General features: G+C 63.3%; 10 protein-coding genes. 6 read left to right on the top strand and 4 right to left on the bottom strand.

Annotated features, from left to right (window positions below):
- The first annotated feature begins 72 nt into the window (after positions 1-72).
- From FYM52_RS19195 to FYM52_RS15825, 3 genes are all read left to right on the top strand, one after another.
- Complete coding sequence (locus tag FYM52_RS19195) at positions 73-4,284, top strand: type I secretion C-terminal target domain-containing protein (RefSeq protein ID WP_370513860.1); 4,212 nt, start codon at positions 73-75, stop codon at positions 4,282-4,284.
- Between the two features lie 133 nt (positions 4,285-4,417).
- The gene (locus tag FYM52_RS15830) at positions 4,418-5,116 is read left to right on the top strand and encodes a transglutaminase-like cysteine peptidase (protein ID WP_370513859.1); all 699 of its coding nucleotides are present in this window, start codon (positions 4,418-4,420) and stop codon (positions 5,114-5,116) included.
- A gap of 94 nt (positions 5,117-5,210) precedes the next feature.
- On the top strand, positions 5,211-7,172 hold the full coding sequence (locus FYM52_RS15825) for a LapD/MoxY N-terminal periplasmic domain-containing protein (RefSeq protein WP_043379754.1): 1,962 nt from the start codon (positions 5,211-5,213) through the stop codon (positions 7,170-7,172).
- Positions 7,173-7,424: 252 nt separating this feature from the next.
- On the opposite strand, the gene FYM52_RS15820 is transcribed toward FYM52_RS15825, so the two are convergent.
- The 4 genes from FYM52_RS15820 to FYM52_RS15805 all read right to left on the bottom strand — a co-directional run bounded on the left by FYM52_RS15820 (position 7,425) and on the right by FYM52_RS15805 (position 11,380).
- The gene (locus FYM52_RS15820; protein ID WP_154164796.1) at positions 7,425-8,420 is read right to left on the bottom strand and encodes a tripartite tricarboxylate transporter substrate binding protein; all 996 of its coding nucleotides are present in this window, start codon (positions 8,418-8,420) and stop codon (positions 7,425-7,427) included.
- 264 nt (positions 8,421-8,684) lie between these two features.
- Positions 8,685-9,896 (bottom strand): 3-oxoadipyl-CoA thiolase, encoded by a 1,212-nt coding sequence (pcaF, locus tag FYM52_RS15815; protein ID WP_154164795.1) that lies wholly within the window; start codon positions 9,894-9,896, stop codon positions 8,685-8,687.
- Between the two features lie 106 nt (positions 9,897-10,002).
- Positions 10,003-10,650 (bottom strand): 3-oxoacid CoA-transferase subunit B, encoded by a 648-nt coding sequence (locus FYM52_RS15810; protein WP_162524750.1) that lies wholly within the window; start codon positions 10,648-10,650, stop codon positions 10,003-10,005.
- 28 nt (positions 10,651-10,678) lie between these two features.
- On the bottom strand, positions 10,679-11,380 hold the full coding sequence (locus tag FYM52_RS15805) for a 3-oxoacid CoA-transferase subunit A (RefSeq protein ID WP_154164794.1): 702 nt from the start codon (positions 11,378-11,380) through the stop codon (positions 10,679-10,681).
- 89 nt (positions 11,381-11,469) lie between these two features.
- On the opposite strand from FYM52_RS15805, the gene FYM52_RS15800 reads away from it, so the two are divergent.
- The 3 genes from FYM52_RS15800 (at position 11,470) to FYM52_RS15790 (ending at position 18,018) form a co-directional block, all read left to right on the top strand.
- Positions 11,470-12,318, top strand: coding sequence for an IclR family transcriptional regulator C-terminal domain-containing protein (locus FYM52_RS15800; RefSeq protein WP_154164792.1), 849 nt, complete (start codon positions 11,470-11,472; stop codon positions 12,316-12,318).
- Positions 12,319-12,362: 44 nt separating this feature from the next.
- On the top strand, positions 12,363-13,064 hold the full coding sequence (locus tag FYM52_RS15795; protein WP_042414322.1) for a transposase: 702 nt from the start codon (positions 12,363-12,365) through the stop codon (positions 13,062-13,064).
- Between the two features lie 217 nt (positions 13,065-13,281).
- Positions 13,282-18,018 carry a glutamate synthase-related protein gene (locus FYM52_RS15790; protein ID WP_043380452.1) on the top strand — a complete coding sequence of 1,579 codons (4,737 nt, stop codon included), beginning with the start codon at positions 13,282-13,284 and terminating at the stop codon, positions 18,016-18,018.
- The last annotated feature ends 12 nt before the right edge of the window (positions 18,019-18,030 follow it).

Here is an 18,030-nt window from a genome sequence, read left to right as displayed (position 1 = left end):
GCGGGCGATGACAACGACTTTGTGTATGAAGCGGGTCTGACCAGTGCAGCGACCACGGAGAGCACCACGGGCGTGATCACCGTGCAAGCCAGCGATGGCATCGCTACAGTGAGTATCAACGGAACGGCGTATACGTTGGCGGCACTGACTGGCCAGAGCGTGAATACCGGTAAGGGGGTGCTGACCATCACAGGTGTTTCCGTTGCAGGAGGTGGCAAGAGTGCCGACATTAGCTACAGCTACACGCTTAGCGCCGCACAAACGCATGACAAGGTAACGAACGACACACAAATCACCGATGTGGTGGGGGTGGCTGTGACGGGCGTGGGTGGAAGTACCGCAAATGGCAACGTCACGATCACCATCGTTGATGATGTGCCTTCAACGTTTGACCCTATTTCGCTCGTTTTGAGTAACAGCCAAGGGGCGTTGGGCTCAGCTGGCCTGGATAGTGATTCCAATATCGACAACAACGTCGGTGCTGATCAGTTGGGTCTGGTCAAGTTTGCAGCATCGTTGAACGGCCTAGCGAGCGACTATGTGTCCGATGGACAAACTGTTTACTACCATCTGATGGAGGATGGAACCCGGCTGGTTGCGACGACTTCGGCTGCAGAACCAAACCCTGATAAATCGGATTGGGTGTTTGAGATCACATTCAACCAGGATCACGACATCGGCAGTGCGAACGATGCATTCATGGTCACGATGTATGCCAAGGTGGATGCTGTTCAAGATATCAACTACAGCGGTGGAACTTACGATTTCAACGGCGGTAATACTAACTGGGTGGTCTTTACGCCCACAGGCCAGAATCAAAATCCTGTGGATGACAACTCACGTGATTTGTTGATCACTCCCATCGGCAATGCCGTGAAAATCAATGGAACTGCGAATGATGTTGGTGCGACCAGCAGTGGCAGTAGTGGAGGTCAAGCGATTGGCAATGGGGAGGGGGTGCGCCTCAACTTTGTGATTGACGCCACAGGCTCTCCGCTGCAGCAAGACTATGTTCCAGGGACTCCTGGTCATAGCTTTGATGCGCATTACCTGGTCAACAACGCGAGCGTCACGCTGGGGATTAACAACGGCACGACGGCCGCACGGTTTGAAATCGGGACTGACAATGACTACGGTGGCGCTGAAGATAGTTCGGTCAACGATGTCACACACCAAGCCATCAAGTCCGTCATCATCAACGACATGATCGTGAATGCCGGTACGACCTCTGCGGGTGGCTACACACTGGTATGGGGGGCTGGAAATCTGAGCGTCAGCATCGCGGGCCTGAATGGCGGTGATGACGTCGCGATTGTGGGTGTCACGCAGTACACCACCATGGATGTCTCTTATGTGAGTGGCACCCCCTTTACTCTCAGTGGTTTTGGCTCATCGGCTGTGAAGGAAGCCGATGTGAACATCTCGCTGCCTGTTCAACTTGTCGATGCCGATGGTGATTTTGTCAACAGTGAATTGGACATCACTCTGACGCAAGCTTCGGTGGGTAGTGCTTTCAGCAGTGTGATGGAAAACTCCAGCGATACCGTGAGCGGTACGCTGGCAGTGTCTGCTTCTCTGGGCATTACTAGTTTGACAGTGGCTGGCCAGGACATTCTTGGCGCGACCTCGCAGGATCCTGTTGTCATCGAGACTGAGAAGGGTACGCTGCGCGTCACGGGGTACAACGCAGCGACGGGGATGGTGTCTTACTCGTACAAGGAAAAGGGGCAGTCCCACGACCATTCTGGTGGCAAGGACAGCATCCATGATGACTTCACGGTCACGCTCAAGACCCAGGATGGCGGGGTGCAAAGCAGCAATTTGACTGTCCGGATTGAAGACAGCGTGCCAGTGGCAGTTGCTGACGTGAACCACGTCACTGAGGGCATGACCAAAGGCGTGCTGGCTTTGGACGGTGTTCTGTCCAACGATACCAGCGAGAACGGGTGGCACCCAGGTCAGGGCGGTGTGTTCAAGGTTGGCGCGGGCACCGATGAAAGCGCCGCCTCGCCGAGTGCAGTGGGTCAACCGATTCAGGGCACGTATGGCACGTTGACACTGTACGGCGATGGCCGCTACACCTACCAGGCCAATCCCAGTGTGACCCGTGGCGAGGCCCTGTCGGGCAACGCCCAGGATGTCTTCACCTATGTGGTGCGTGATCGCGACGGTGATATGAAGTCCGCGACCTTGACCATCAATGTGGATCAGTTTGTGGGCAGTAGCAATGCTGACAATGTCATCAACAGCGGTGCTGGTGATGATGTGCTGGTTGCGGATCAAGGTGGGGTGAATACTATCCAGGTCCCCGGCAAGAACTACAACATTGCGCTGATCGTGGACAGATCTGGAAGCATGGACGATCCCTCGGGTACGCCTAACTTGACGCGAATGGAGTTGGCGATTGCTGCCCTGAAGAATCTGGCCAACAGTTTGGCCGTGCATGACGGGGTGGTCAATGTAGCGCTGATTGGCTTTGGCCAAAGTGCTTCGACGGATCTGGCGCTCAACAACCTGACGGCCAGCAATGTGTCGCAGTTGATTGACAAGATTAATGAACTGTCTGCAAGCGGTGGGACCAACTACGAAGCAGCTTTCAATCAAGCGGTCACATGGTTCAACGGCCAGCCCTCGGTCGTGAATGGCAAAACGTTCGAAAACGTGACCTACTTTCTGACGGATGGTGATCCCACGTACAGCAATAGCGGCAGTAACGGTGGCGGCAGTACCGTCAATACGGCCGACATGCGTGATGCCATCACGGCATTCGCTCCGCTGAGTGTCAAGAGCGCGGTGTATGCGATTGGGATTGGCAATGGCGTCACGGAAAGCAACCTGAAGTATTTCGATAATACTGGCGCAACGACATTGGTGGCCAATACATACGGCGCCAGTAAATCGTTGTTGGCAGACTTCAGTGGTAATTCCGGCTGGGGTGTGACCAATGGTGCGAACAACCAATGGAGTACAGGTAGCTCCGTGACGAGCGGAGGGGTGGCTTCTTCTGGCTCCGGGTCGATTCAGCGCACAGATGGCTATATGGCCATTACCGATACCTCTGAAGGAAGCAGTACCTACAAAGTCGGCACTCCAGCGTTCACAATCAGCTCCAACGGTCAGGTGAGGGTGTCGTTTGATTACCGGACGGCAGATACCAAGACTGGCGATGTGTTCTCGTGGACCTTGCAAAAACTCAATGGCTCAGTCTGGAGTGATGTGGGCAGTGTGAAAACACTCACCACGACCGGCGACTGGACGACGGTACTATCCGATGCACTAGCTGCTGGTACATACCGATTGGTGTATGGCGTGAACGATGCGACCGGAGGGTGGTGGTTGGATCCTGCGCGTTCGGCACAGTTGCAAATTGACAATGTGTATACGCTTCCAACGCATGTCCCACAAGGGCAAGTTGATATCGTCAACACTGCGGCAGAGCTGGCTGCGGCCCTGCAAGGGGGCTCTTCCAGCTCGGAGCTGGCAGCCGTTGGCCACGACACGGTGAATGCGGGCGATGGCCACGACATTGTGTTTGGGGATGTCATCAATACGGATGCTCTGCAATGGGCGGGCCGCGACATGACGGCGCTGCCGAATGGCTCTGGCATGCTGGCATTGACCGCCTTCCTGAAGGCAACGGTCACTGGCGGGGTGGAGCCAACCGATCAGCAGGTCTACGACTACATCCGCGATCACCATCAGCAGTTTGATGTGGCCAGCGATACCCGTGGTGGCAACGACAAGCTGTACGGCGGCGAAGGCAATGACATCCTCTACGGTCAGGGGGGCAATGACGAGCTGTATGGCGGCAACGGCGACGACAAGCTGTATGGCGGCACGGGCAACGACAAGTTGGACGGTGGTGCGGGCAACGACTGGCTGCTGGGCGGCCGGGGGGATGACATCCTGACCGGCGGCGCGGGCGACGATACCTTTGTCTGGAAGCTGGGAGATGCCGGTACGGCCGCCGCGCCGGCACTCGATCGGGTGACAGACTTTGGCAACGGCAACGACAAGCTGGATCTGAGCGATCTGCTGGTGGGTGAGCACAGCGATGCTGGCAGCTTCAATCTGACCCAGTTCCTGCACATTGGCACCGAGACCGTGGCGGGACAGACCAACACGGTGATCAAGGTGTCGAGCACCGGGGTGCTGGGCGCGGGTGGCGCGGGCTTTGACCAGCAGATCACGCTGGAGAATGTGAACCTGGTCGGCAGTGAAACCAGCCAGGCGCAGATCATCAGCAACCTGATCGAGCAGGGGAAGCTGCACGTCAACCACTGAGCGTGGCGGGGGCATGAAGAACGCGCAGGCGTTCTTCACCGACCAGGGCGCCTGTTGTGTGACGGGCGTCCTTTTTCATGAGCGTCCCCATGCCTGCACAATGGAGGGCGAGCCGCACGAAATGAGAGGTCGAATGCCGCCTGAGCGCTCTATTCCCTGGATGCCTTCCCTGCGCCGCAGAACGCTGCTGACCTTGGCGGTGGCTGCCGTGGGCGGCTGGGCGTTGCGTGGCGCGCAGGCCTGGGATGAATCCCTGCTGCACAGCCAGATGGCGTCACGCTTTGGTGCGGCTGGGTCGCGCAGGTTGCAGGCGTGGCTGGAGATGTTGCGTACCCAATCCGGTCTGTCGGTTGCCCAGCAGTTGCAGGCGGTGAATGCCTTCTGGAACCAGCAGTTGCTGGCATCCGAGGATTTGCAGATCTGGAATGAAACGGATTACTGGGCCACACCGCTGGAAAGCCTGGGCAAAGGGGCCGGCGATTGCGAAGACTTCGTGATCGGCAAGTTCGTCTCTCTGGTGCGTCTGGGGGTGCCAGCGCAGAACATGCGTCTGATCTATGTCCGCGCGCGCATGGGCGGGATCGGCAGCACCCAGAGCATTGCCCACATGGTGCTGGGCTTTTACGAGACGCCCCAGGCCGAGCCGCTGGTGCTGGACAACCTGGTCAGCAGCATCCAGCTGGCCAGTTTGCGCACCGACCTGACCCCCGTGTTCAGCTTCAATGCCCAGGGGATTTATGTCCGCGGCGAGCGCTCTGCGCCCTCAGACCGCATCAACCGCTGGCAAGACTTGCAGCAACGGATGCGCAAGGAGGGGTTTGATGCGTTGTGAAGGCCTCAATGACCGAGTTTATTGCGTTGCGCCACCCGTCGGTCCCCTGGACCCTGGTACGGTGCAACGGCGTATTTTTGAAAGGCCTTAAGCCATGTCCTTGCTCAAACAGCTTTTACTCAGTGTGTCGATCGCGATTGCGGGGATCTTGCTGGGCACGCTGGCGTTCAGCATCGAGGCGGCGCGCAGCTATCTGACGGAGCAGTTGCAGTCGCAAAGCGAGAACGCCGCCTCCTCCCTGGCGCTGTCCTTGTCCCAACCGGGCAACCAGGACCCCGTCACGCAGGAGCTGCTGATGGCGGCCCTGTTCGACACGGGGCAGTTCGCCGGCATTCGCCTGGTGGCGCCGGACGAGCAGGTGCTGTTCGAGCGTGAACGCAAGCCGTTGGAGATGCAGGCGCGTGCGCCCGAATGGTTCCGCCACATGCTGCCCTTGCCACAGCCCCAGGCCGAGCGGGCCATCAGCGACGGCTGGCGGCAGGTGGGCAACCTCAGCGTGATGGTGGACAACCGGTTTGCCATGGATGCGCTGTGGTCCAGCAGCATCCGGATGACTGGGCTGATTCTGGTGGCGGGCGGCGCCTGGGCCTTGTTCGTGGGCCTGCTGCTGCGGTGGTTCCGGCGGGTGCTGCACGAGGAAATCGAGGCCCAGGTGCTGCGTATCGGCACCAGCCAGAGCGATGTGGCCGACGTGGGCGAATCGCGCGTGGCGGAGCTGACCTCCGTGTCCCATGCCATCCAGCACACCCATGTGCGCGTGCAGCAAGCGGCCCAGGCGCAGACGCAGCGCATCGAACACCTGGAGCTGGAGACCAACAGCGACCCGGTCACCCAGCTGCCCAACCGCAAGTACTTCGTCAACGAGCTGCAAAAGCTCCTGCTCAGCGGGCCGCAGGCCCAGGGGCATGTGCTGATGGTGCGCCAGCGCGACCTGCAGACCATGAATACCAGCTATTCCCGCCACGAGGTCGACGAGTGGCTCAAGAGCGTTTGGCAGCAGGTGCAGCAACTGCTGGCCGACAACGCCCAGGTGCAGGCCCAGCTGGCACGCCTGAATGGCAGTGACTTTGTGGTGCTGCTGCCCGGTGGGCTGGGCCCCGAGGGCATGCACATGGTGCAGCAACTGCGCAAGCTGCTGCAGTCGCAGAACCTGGCGCTGGGGGCGGGACAGTGGACGCGCTGGGCGTTTGCGCTGACTGCCTTCATCGGCACGGACACGGTGGGCGATGTGCTGTCGCGCCTGGACCGTGGGCTGATGCAGGCCGAGAGTGCAGGCCATGGCGATGTCGAGTACGCCGAGGCCACGCGCCAGCCCGGCCACATGGTGGCCGGCGAGCGCAATTGGCAGCAACTGCTGAGCATGGCCCTGCAGACGCCCCAGGCCTTGCAGATCGCGGTGCAGCCCCAGACCAGCACCTCCCTGGTCGGCACCGATGTGCGCCATGAGGCGTCCCTGGAACTGCACGAGCCCGATGGGCGCGTGCTGGGCGGGGCCTTCTTCCTGCCGGCGGCCGTGCGCCTGGGCATGTCGGCCGACTACGACCTGCAGGCGCTGTCGCTGGGCTTGCAGTGGCTGGGCCAGCACCCGGGCGAGACCCTGGTGGTGCGCGTGTCCGTGCCGTCGCTGGAGCAGGACGACTTGGTGCCGCAGGTGCGCAAGCTGCTGCAATCCCCGCCGGCCCAGGCCCTGGGGGCGGGGCTGGAGCAACTGGTGCTGGAACTGGATGCGCACGCGCTGGAGGTCAACCCCGCGCGCGTGGCCGAGCTGTGCGACGAAACCGCGCTGGCCCATGTGGGGGTGGGGCTGCGCCGCCTGGACCAGTCGCCCAAGGCCCTGTGGCACCTGCCCAGCCTGCCGCTGCGCTATGTGAAGCTGGGGGGCTATTTTGCGGAGCAGTCCCTCAGCAACCCGGGGGTGCGCCACCTGCTGGAGGCCATGATCAGCACCGCCCAGGACCAGGGCGTGCGGGTCTACATCACCGATGCCGTGGCACCCGAGGCCGCGGCGTGGCTGCGCATCAAGGGCGCCAGCTTGCCGGTGCAAAGTCAGGGGTGAGGCGTACCCTTTAGCGCGGCCCGCCTGCCGTCGCGGGCGGCGTCCGCGCGTGCGGTCCGGTGCACGGCCTGGCAAAAAGCAGAGCGCCTTGCGCGCGCGGATCAAGGGCTACAGCCACTTTTTATCCAAAACGGGGCATGTACCCATGGCAGTGGCGCACAAAAAAACGCCGAACGTGCGACACGTTCGGCGTTGCCAAAGGAGGAGAACACAGCTGCCCGGCCCAGCCGGTCGGGACAGCCGGTCGGGCGCTTACACCTCGGCGCCAGACTCTTTCACGACCTTGCCCCACTTGGCGGCTTCGGACTTGATGAAGGCGTCGAACTGGGCAGGGGTCTCGATGACCACTTCACCGCCCTGGTCGGCGATCTTCTTGGCCACGGCCGGGTCCTTCAGCACCTTGGTCAGCGCGGTCTGCAGCTTGGTCAGGATGGGCGCGGGCGTGCCGGCCACGGCCCACAGGCCGAACCAGGACGTGGCTTCGTAGCCCGGCACGCCGGCTTCGGCGATGGTGGGCACGTCCGGCAGTTCGGGCGAGCGCTTGGCCGTGGTCACGGCGATGGGGCGCAGCTTGCCCGAGCGCACATGCTGGATGGCCGAGGGCATGTTGTCGAACATGACGGCAATCTGGTTGCCCAGCAGGTCGGAGATGGCGGGGGCGCTGCCCTTGTAAGGCACGTGGGTCAGCTCGGCACCGGTCATGCTCTGGAACAACGCACCAGACACGTGGGGCGAAGCGCCGGAGCCGGGCGAGCCGTAGGTCACTTCACCGGGGTGCTTCTTGGCGTAGGCAATCATTTCCTGCACCGTCTTGTAGGGGCGGCTGGGGTGGGCCACCAGCAGGTTGGGCACGTTGGCCACGCGGCTCAACGGCGCGAAGTCCTTGGCCGGGTCGTAAGGCAGCTTCTTGTACAGCGCCTGGTTGATGGCGTGCGTGCCCACGGTGCCCATGAACAGGGTGTAGCCGTCGGCCTTGGCGCGCGACGCCTGCTGCGCACCAATGTTGCCGCCGGCGCCGGGCTTGTTCTCGATGATGATGGTCTGGCCCAGTTCCTGTCCCAGTGCCTGGCCCACGATGCGCGCCAGGATGTCGGTGGTGCCGCCTGCAGAGAAGGGCACGATCATGGTCAGGGGCTTGTCGGGGTAGGCGTCAGCGGCCAGGGCCGAGCCCATGCTGGCCACGGCCAGGGTGGCGGCGGCCAGGGTTTTCAGGCCGGTGCGGCGGGTGAAAGTGCGGGATGCAAACATCAACGTCTCCTGTGTGAACAGATGCTGGTCAGAACAAGTCCCCCCGTGCGCCCGCGCAGCGGGTGCGGTGCAGTCGGTCCAGGGGGGATTGGTGGCCGCGCATGCGTGGCACGGCCATCCGGGAAGGGGCGGGGCCGCGCGCTGGCAGGCCAGCGGCAGTCCCAGTGGCGGCCCGGCTCCTTCGGAGCAGGCCGGATGGGTGGGGTCACCCGGTGCCCAGGCCAGGCACTGCAGTGCCGGGCCCTGGCGGTGTGCAAGCGGGGGTTAGACCTTTTCGAGGATCACGGCAATGCCCTGGCCCACGCCGATGCACATGGTGCACAGCGCGTAGCGGCCGCCCAGGGTGTGCAGCTGGTTGACGGCGGTGGTGGCCAGGCGGGCACCCGAGGCACCCAGGGGGTGGCCCAGGGCGATGGCGCCGCCCCACTGGTTGACGCGCGGGTCGTTGTCGGCAATGCCCAGGTTGCGCAGCACGGCCAGGCCTTGCGCGGCAAAGGCTTCGTTCAGCTCGATCACGTCCATGTCGGCCAGCGTCAGACCGGTCTGGGCCAGCACCTTGCGCACGGCAGGGGCGGGGCCAAAGCCCATGATGCGGGGGGCGACACCGGCAGTCGCCATGCCGACCACACGGGCACGGGGCACCAGGTGGTATTGCTGGGCGGCTTCGGCATTGGCCAGCAGCAGGGCGCAAGCGCCGTCGTTCACGCCGCTGGCATTGCCGGCGGTCACGGTGCCATCGGGGCGCACCACACCTTTGAGTTTGGCCAGCGCTTCCAGCGTGGTGGCGCGGGGGTGCTCGTCCTGGCTGACCACGATGGCATCGCCCTTCTTCTGGGGGATGGTGACGTGAACGATTTCCTGGGCCAGGTAGCCGGCAGCGATGGCTGTGGCCGCCTTTTGCTGGGAAGCCAGGGCCATGCGGTCCTGGGCTTCACGCTCGATCTTGAAGTCGTCGGCCACGTTCTCGGCGGTCTCGGGCATGGAGTCCACACCGTACTGCTGCTTCATCAGCTTGTTGACGAAGCGCCAGCCGATGGTGGTGTCGTACACGGCGTTGTTGCGGCTGAAGGCGCTTTCGGCCTTGGGCATGACGAAGGGCGCGCGGCTCATGGATTCCACACCACCGGCAATCATCAGGCGGGCTTCGCCGGACTTGATGGCGCGCGCGGCGGAGCCCACGGCGTCCAGGCCGGAGCCACACAGGCGGTTGATGGTGGCACCGGGTACATCGATGGGCAGGCCGGCCAGCAGGCTGGACATGCGGGCCACGTTGCGGTTGTCTTCACCGGCCTGGTTGGCGTTGCCGTACAGCACATCGTCCACGGCGGCCCAGTCCACGCCGGGGTTACGCTCCATCAGTGCCTTGATGGGCAGTGCGCCCAGGTCGTCGGCGCGCACGCTGGACAGCGCGCCGCCGTAACGGCCGAAGGGGGTGCGGATGGCGTCGCAGATGAAGGCTTCGGGTGCAGTGCTCATGGTGGTGTCTCCGAGTCACGCTTGGCGGCCAGCGCCAAGTTTTAAAAAAAAGAGCTGCCAGCGCAAGCTAGATGGGCGCTGGAGGCTGTTTGGGTATGAATTGCAATCAGGCCGTGGCAATCGGCAGGCCGACCATGGCTTCGAGTTCGGCGTGGCTCAGGCCGTCCACCAGGTCGATCAGGCGCAGGCCCTGGGGCGTGCATTCCAGCGTGCACAGCTCGGTGTAGATGCGCTTGACGCAGGCCAGGCCGGTCAGGGGGTAGCTGCAGGCCTGGACGACCTTGCATTCGCCGGTCTTGGTCATCAGGTCCATCATCACCCAGGTGCTCTTGGCGCCCACGGCCAGGTCCATCGCGCCGCCCACGGCGGGGATGGCGCCGGCTTCACCGGTGCTCCAGTTGGCCAGGTCGCCCGTGGCCGACACCTGGAAGGCGCCCAGCACACAGATGTCCAGGTGGCCGCCGCGCATCATGGCGAAGCTGTCGGCGTGGTGGAAATAGCTGCCACCGGGCAGCAGGGTCACGGGCTGCTTGCCGGCGTTGGTCAGGTCGTAGTCTTCCTGTCCGTCCTCGGGGGCGGGGCCCATGCCAAGGATGCCGTTTTCCGACTGCAGCACGATTTCGCGGTCGGCGGGGATGTGGTTGGCCACCTTGGTGGGCATGCCGATGCCGAGGTTCACATAGGCGCCGTCGGGAATGTCCTGGGCGATGCGTTGGGCCAGTTCGTCTTTGGTACGCTTTTGATAGCTGCTCACGCTTGATACTCCTGCGCTTTAACTGTTTTTAGGCAGATTTCTTAAAGCCGCCAGCTTGCGTGGCAACACGTTCGATCGGCACCACCTTGCTCACGTAGATGCCGGGGGTGACGATGGCTTCGGGGTCCAGCGCCCCCAGTTCCACCACCTCGTGCACGGTGGCCACGGTGAACTTGGCGGCCGTGGCCATCACGGGGCCGAAGTTGCGTGCCGACTTGCGGTAGGTCAGGTTGCCCCAGCGGTCGCCTTGTTCGGCCTTGATCAGGGCCACATCGCCGTAGATCGGGTACTCCAGCACATAGTGCTTGCCGTTGATTTCGCGGGTTTCCTTGCCGGCGGCCAGCTCGGTGCCATAGGCCGTGGGGCAGAAGAACGCGCCGATGCCGGCACCGGCAGCACGCATGCGCTCGGCCAAGTTGCCCTGGGGGACCAGTTCCAGCTCGATCTTGCCGCTGCGGTACAGCTCGTCGAACACCCAGCTGTCGACCTGGCGGGGGAAACTGCAGATGATCTTGCGCACCTGGCCACTCTTGAGCAAAGCGGCCAGACCGGTGTCGCCATTGCCCGCGTTGTTGTTCACAATCGTCAGGTCGCGGGCGCCGTGGGCAATCAGGCCGTCGATCAGCTCCACGGGGTTGCCGGAAGTGCCAAAGCCACCGATGAGTACGGTGGCGCCGTCTTGGATGCCCGACAGTGCCTCGGCGATCGTGTCGGTGATTTTGTGGATCATGTGTCTCTGTCTCCCTGCGGGACCGGTTGCAAAGTGAGGGCTTTGCTAAAATGTTCGTAATAAGAACATTTGTTCGCTGAAAGAATTATATGAATGGGATTGTCACCAAGTCAGCTGTAGAAACCACATCAGGGAAAACCCTGGATGTACAAGATGGGTCGGAGAAAAAGCCGGGCGACACCTATGTGCAGTCGTTCGCCCGCGGGCTGGAGGTGATCCGCTCGTTCAGCGCCGACCGCCCGGTGCAGACCTTGAGCGAGGTGGCCGCCCAGACCGGCCTGACCCGCGCCGGGGCGCGCCGCATCCTGCTGACCTTGCAGACGCTGGGTTATGTGGCGTGCGCAGACGGCAAGCACTTTGAGCTGACGCCGCGCATCCTGGACCTGGGCTTTGCCTACCTGAGTTCGCAGCCGTTGTGGAACCTGGCCATGCCGGCCATGGAAACCCTGTCGGAAGCGGTGCAGGAGTCCTGCTCGGCCGGGGTGCTGGACGGGTTGGAGGTGGTCTATGTGGTGCGCGTGCACGCCCACAAGATCATGAGCACCAACCTGGGCGTGGGTTCGCGCCTGCCCGCGTTCTGGACGTCCATGGGGCGCGTGCTGCTCGCCGGCCTGCCGCAGCCGCAACTGCTGGCCCTGCTGGCCAGCTGCCCGCGCGAGCCGTTCACGCGCTACACCCTGACCGAGGACGCCGACCTGCTGGCGGCCATCGAGGTGGTGCGCCGGCAGGGCTGGGCGTTGATCAACCAGGAACTGGAGGAGGGCCTGATCTCCGTTGCCGCGCCACTGCACAACGCCCAGGGCCAGTGCGTTGGGGCGATCAATGTCTCGGGCCAGGCCAACCGCACCAATGCCCAGGAGATGCAGGCGCGCATCGTGCCGCACCTGCTGCGCGCGGCCCAGACCATTTCGCTGCTGATGCGCACGGCACGGCGTTGAGTGCGCCGCGCGGGATAATGCGGCGCAACTTCTGACTGGCACCCATGGCACGACTCCCCCGCCTGACCTTGCCCGGCCTGCCGCACTATGTGCTGCAGCGTGGCAACAACCTGCAGCCCATCTTTGCCGATGCCCAGGACTACGCCTGCATGAAGGACCTGCTGCGCGAGATGGGGCGGCGCTTTGCCGTGGAGCTGCATGCCTACATCCTGCTGCCCAACCAGTTGCACCTGCTGGCCACGCCGGAGACCGCCGACAGCCTGCCGCAGTTCATGCAGGCCGTGGGGCGCAGCTATGTGCGCGGCTTCAACAACCGCCATGGCCGCAGCGGCACGCTGTGGGAGGGGCGCTACCGCGGCACGGTGCTGGAGCCGCAGGCCTGGCTGCTGCCGGCCATGGTGGTGCTGGAAAGCCAGGCTGTCACCCAGGGGTTGGCTGCGCGCGCGGTGGACTATGCCTTCAGCAGTGCGCGCCACAACGCCGGGGCGCAGGTCGACGGCATGCTGCGCCTGCACCGGGCGTACTGGAGTCTGGGCGATACCCCGTTTGCGCGTGAGGCCGCCTATGCCCAACTGCTGGACCGCGGGGCCAGCGAAGAGGTGCAGGAGGTGGTGCTGCAAGCCGCGCTCAAGGGCTGGGTGCTGGGCGGGGACAGCTTCGTCCAGGGCCTGCAGCAGCAGACCGAGCGCCGCCTGACCCGCCAGAAAGCCGGCCGTCCGGTGCGTGGCGATGCACCGATAGGCTGAGGGCGGTTCTGGGTTTCTTGCACCATTTTTGTGCATCTTTTTAGTGTTTTTTGAATGCTGTTGTTTTTGTTGGTGTTTTAAATATGTCCCTAATTTATGTTTTGTTTGTTTTTGGTGCGTATTAATTGGTATCTGACCCTAATTAAATTTTCTTGCATGGGTTAATGCGGTGGCGTAATCTCGCGGTCCCTGCGATAGAAATTAGAGGATGAGCGCCATGACTACGGCTGCAGAAATTGCACATCTCCAAGAACACGGCTTGTACGCCAAGAGCAATGAACACGATGCCTGCGGTCTGGGCTTTGTCGCCCACATCAAGGGCGAGAAGCGCCACGACATCGTGCTGGGCGCGCTGAAGATCCTCGAGAACATCGACCATCGTGGCGCCGTGGGCGCCGACCCGCTGATGGGCGATGGCGCAGGCATCCTGATCCAGATTCCCGACCAGCTCTACCGCGAAGAGATGGCCAAGCAGGGCGTGGAGCTGCCCCCCGCCGGTGAATACGGCGTGGGCATGGTGTTCCTGCCCAAGGAACACGCCTCCCGCCTGGCCTGCCAGCAGGAGATGGAGCGCGCCATCAAGGCCGAAGGCCAGGTGCTGCTGGGCTGGCGCGATGTGCCCGTGAACCGCGACATGCCCATGTCGCCCACCGTGCGCGAAAAGGAGCCCATCCTGCGCCAGGTGTTCATCGGCCGTGGCAACGACGTGATCGTGCAGGACGCGCTGGAGCGCAAGCTGTATGTGATCCGCAAGACCGCCAGCGCGGCCATCCAGAACCTGGGCCTGAAGCACAGCAAGGAATACTACGTGCCCAGCATGAGCAGCCGTACCGTGGTCTACAAGGGCCTGCTGCTGGCCGACCAGGTGGGCGTGTACTACAAGGATCTGGCCGACCAGCGCTGCGTCTCGGCCATCGGCCTGGTGCACCAGCGCTTCTCCACCAACACCTTCCCCGAGTGGCCGCTGGCCCACCCCTACCGCTATGTGGCCCACAATGGTGAAATCAACACCGTGCGCGGCAACTACAACTGGATGGTGGCGCGCGAAGGCGTGATGGCCTCGCCGGTGCTGGCCGATGACCTGAAGAAGCTCTACCCCATCAGCTTTGCCGGCCAGTCCGACACCGCCACCTTCGACAACTGCCTGGAACTGCTGACGATGGCGGGCTACCCCATCAGCCAGGCCGTGATGATGATGATCCCCGAGCCCTGGGAGCAGCACGAGGCCATGGACGAGCGCCGCCGCGCCTTCTATGAATACCACGCTGCGATGATGGAACCCTGGGACGGCCCCGCCTCCATCGTGTTTACCGATGGTCGCCAGATCGGCGCCACGCTGGACCGCAACGGCCTGCGTCCCTCGCGCTACGTCGTGACCGAAGACGACCTGGTGATCCTGGCCTCCGAAGCCGGCGTGCTGCCCGTGCCTGACAGCAAGATCGTGCGCAAGTGGCGCCTGCAGCCCGGCAAGATGCTGCTGATCGACCTGGAGCAGGGTCGCATGATCGAGGACGATGAGCTCAAGGCCAACATCGTCAACACCAAGCCCTACAAGCAGTGGATCGAGAACCTGCGCATCAAGCTGGACCAGGTGGAGGTGCCCGCTGACTTCGTGGCCCCCGCGAAGGCTGCCGAGCTGCCCCTGCTGGAGCGTCAGCAGGCCTTTGGTTTCACCCAGGAAGACATCAAGTTCATCCTGGAGCCGATGGCCAAGAACGGCGAGGAAGGCGTGGGCTCCATGGGCAACGACAGCCCGCTGGCCGTGTTGTCGGACAAGAACAAGCCGCTGTACAACTACTTCCGCCAGATGTTCGCGCAGGTGACCAACCCGCCGATCGACCCCATCCGCGAAGCCATCGTGATGTCGCTGGTGTCTTTCGTGGGCCCCAAGCCTAACCTGCTGGACATCAACCAGGTCAACCCACCGATGCGCCTCGAGCTGCAGCAACCCATCCTCGACTTCGAGGGCATGGCCAAGCTGCGCGAGATCGAGCAGCACACCCACGGCAAATTCAAGAGCGCGACCATCGACATCACCTACCCGCTGAGCTGGGGTCGTGAGGGCGTGGAAGCCAAGCTGGCCTCGCTGTGCGCCCAGGCCGTGGACGAGATCAAGGGTGGTGCCAACATCCTGATCGTCAGCGACCGCAACGTCAGCGCCACGCAAGTGGCCATCCCCGCGCTGCTGGCCCTGTCGGCCATCCACCAGCACCTGGTGCGCGAAGGCCTGCGCACCACCACCGGCCTGGTGGTGGAGACCGGCACGGCCCGTGAAATTCACCACTTCGCCGTGCTGGCGGGCTACGGTGCTGAAGCCGTGCATCCCTACCTGGCCATGGAAACCCTGGCCGACATGTACCAGCAGCCCGTGGGTGGCGTGGATGCCAAGAAGGCCATCTACCACTACGTCAAGGCGATCGGCAAGGGCCTGTCCAAGATCATGTCCAAGATGGGTGTGTCCACCTACATGTCCTACTGCGGCGCGCAGCTGTTCGAGGCCGTGGGCCTGAACAGCGCCACCGTGGACAAGTACTTCACCGGCACCGCCAGCCGCGTGGAAGGTATCGGCGTGTTCGAGATCGCCGAGGAAACCATCCGCAACCACGTCAACGCCTTCAGCGACGATCCGGTGCTGGAAACCATGCTGGACGCCGGCGGCGAATACGCCTGGCGTGCCCGTGGCGAAGCCCACATGTGGACGCCCGACGCGATCGCCAAGCTGCAGCACTCGACCCGTTCGAACAACTTCAGCACCTACAAGGAATACGCGCAGCTGATCAACGACCAGAGCAAGCAGCACATGACGCTGCGTGGCCTGTTCGAGTTCAAGAGCGATCCGGCCACCGCCATCTCGGTGGATGAGGTGGAACCCGCGGCCGAGATCGTCAAGCGTTTTGCCACCGGCGCCATGTCGCTGGGTTCGATCTCCACCGAAGCCCACGCCACGCTGGCCGTGGCCATGAACCGCATCGGCGGCAAGAGCAACACCGGTGAAGGCGGCGAAGACCCCAAGCGCTATCGCAATGAGCTCAAGGGCATCCCGATCCAGCAGGGCGAGTCCCTGGCCTCCATCATCGGCAAGGAGCAGGTCGAGTCCGACATCGTGCTGCGCGACGGTGACAGCCTGCGCTCGCGCATCAAGCAGGTGGCATCCGGCCGATTCGGTGTGACCGCCGAGTACCTGGTGTCCTCCGACCAGATCCAGATCAAGATGGCCCAGGGCGCCAAGCCCGGTGAAGGCGGTCAGCTGCCGGGCGGCAAGGTGACCGACTACATCGGCATGCAGCGCTACTCGGTGCCCGGCGTGGGCCTGATTTCGCCCCCGCCCCACCACGACATCTACTCGATCGAGGACCTGGCCCAGCTGATCCACGATCTGAAGAACGTGGCCCCGCACGCCGACATCTCGGTGAAGCTGGTGTCCGAAGTCGGCGTGGGCACGATTGCGGCCGGCGTGGCCAAGTGCAAGAGCGACCACGTGGTAATCGCCGGCCATGACGGCGGCACGGGCGCTTCGCCCCTGTCGTCCATCAAGCATGCCGGCGGTCCCTGGGAAATCGGCCTTGCCGAAACCCAGCAGACCCTGGTGCTGAACCGCCTGCGCGGCCGTATCCGCGTGCAGGCCGACGGCCAGATGAAGACCGGCCGCGACGTGGTGATCGGTGCACTGCTGGGGGCCGACGAGTTCGGCTTCGCCACCGCACCGCTGGTGGTCGAGGGCTGCATCATGATGCGCAAGTGCCACCTGAACACCTGCCCCGTGGGCGTGGCCACGCAGGACCCCGTGCTGCGCAAGAAGTTCACCGGCAAGCCCGAGCATGTCGTGAACTACTTCTTCTTCATCGCTGAAGAAGTCCGTCAGATCATGGCCCAGCTGGGCATCCGCAAGTTCGATGAGCTGATCGGCCGCACCGACCTGCTGGACACCCGCAAGGGCGTGGAGCACTGGAAGGCCCAGGGTCTGGACTTCAGCCGCCTGTTCGCCCAGCCGGTCGTGCCGGCCGATGTGGCCCGCTACCACGTGGACAAGCAGGACCACCTGCTGGACAAGGCGCTGGACGTGAAGCTGATCGAGCGCTGCCAGCCCGCCATCCAGCATGGCGAGAAGGTGCGCATCATGGAAGTGGCCAAGAACGTGAACCGCTCCGTCGGCGCCATGCTCTCGGGCGCGGTCACCAAGGTGCACCCTGAGGGCCTGCCGGATGACACCATCCGCATTCACTTCGAAGGCACGGGCGGCCAGTCGTTCGGCGCCTTCCTGTGCAAGGGCATCACGCTGAACATCACCGGCGAAGCCAACGACTACACCGGCAAGGGCCTGTCCGGCGGCCGCGTGATCGTGCGCCCCAGCCATGAGTTCCGTGGCGTGTCCACGGCCAACACCATCGTCGGCAACACCGTGATGTTCGGTGCCACCCGGGGCGAGGCCTTCTTCAGCGGCGTGGCCGGCGAACGCTTTGCCGTGCGCCTGTCGGGCGCCACGGCGGTGGTCGAAGGTGTGGGTGACCACGGCTGCGAATACATGACTGGCGGCACCGTGGTGGTGCTGGGCAAGACCGGCCGCAACTTTGCGGCGGGCATGAGCGGCGGCGTGGCCTATGTGTACGACGAAGACGGCAAGTTTGCCGAGCGTTGCAACACCGCCAGCGTGAAGCTGGAGAAGGTGCTGCCCCACGAGGAGTTCCTGTCCACCGTGCCGCGCGGCATCTGGCACCACGACCAGAGCGACGACCAGCAACTGCGTGCCCTGGTGGAAGCGCACAGCCGCTGGACCGGTTCGCAGCGTGCCCGTGACCTGCTGGACAACTGGGGTGCCGCGCGTGCCAAGTTCGTGAAGGTGTTCCCGACCGAGTACCAGCGTGCACTCGGCGAGATCTATGAACGCAAACAAAAGGAAAAGCAAGCAGCGCAAGCGCCAGCAGCTCCTCAAAAAGAAGCAGTAGCCGCGAAGTAATCACAGCCTGAA

The organism is Comamonas sp. CAH-2, assembly GCF_009668305.1.
Taxonomy (GTDB): Bacteria; Pseudomonadota; Gammaproteobacteria; order Burkholderiales; family Burkholderiaceae_C; genus Comamonas; species Comamonas aquatica.
The sequence above is the reverse complement of the archived record's forward strand: the minus strand, read 5'-3'. Positions and strand labels throughout refer to the sequence as shown.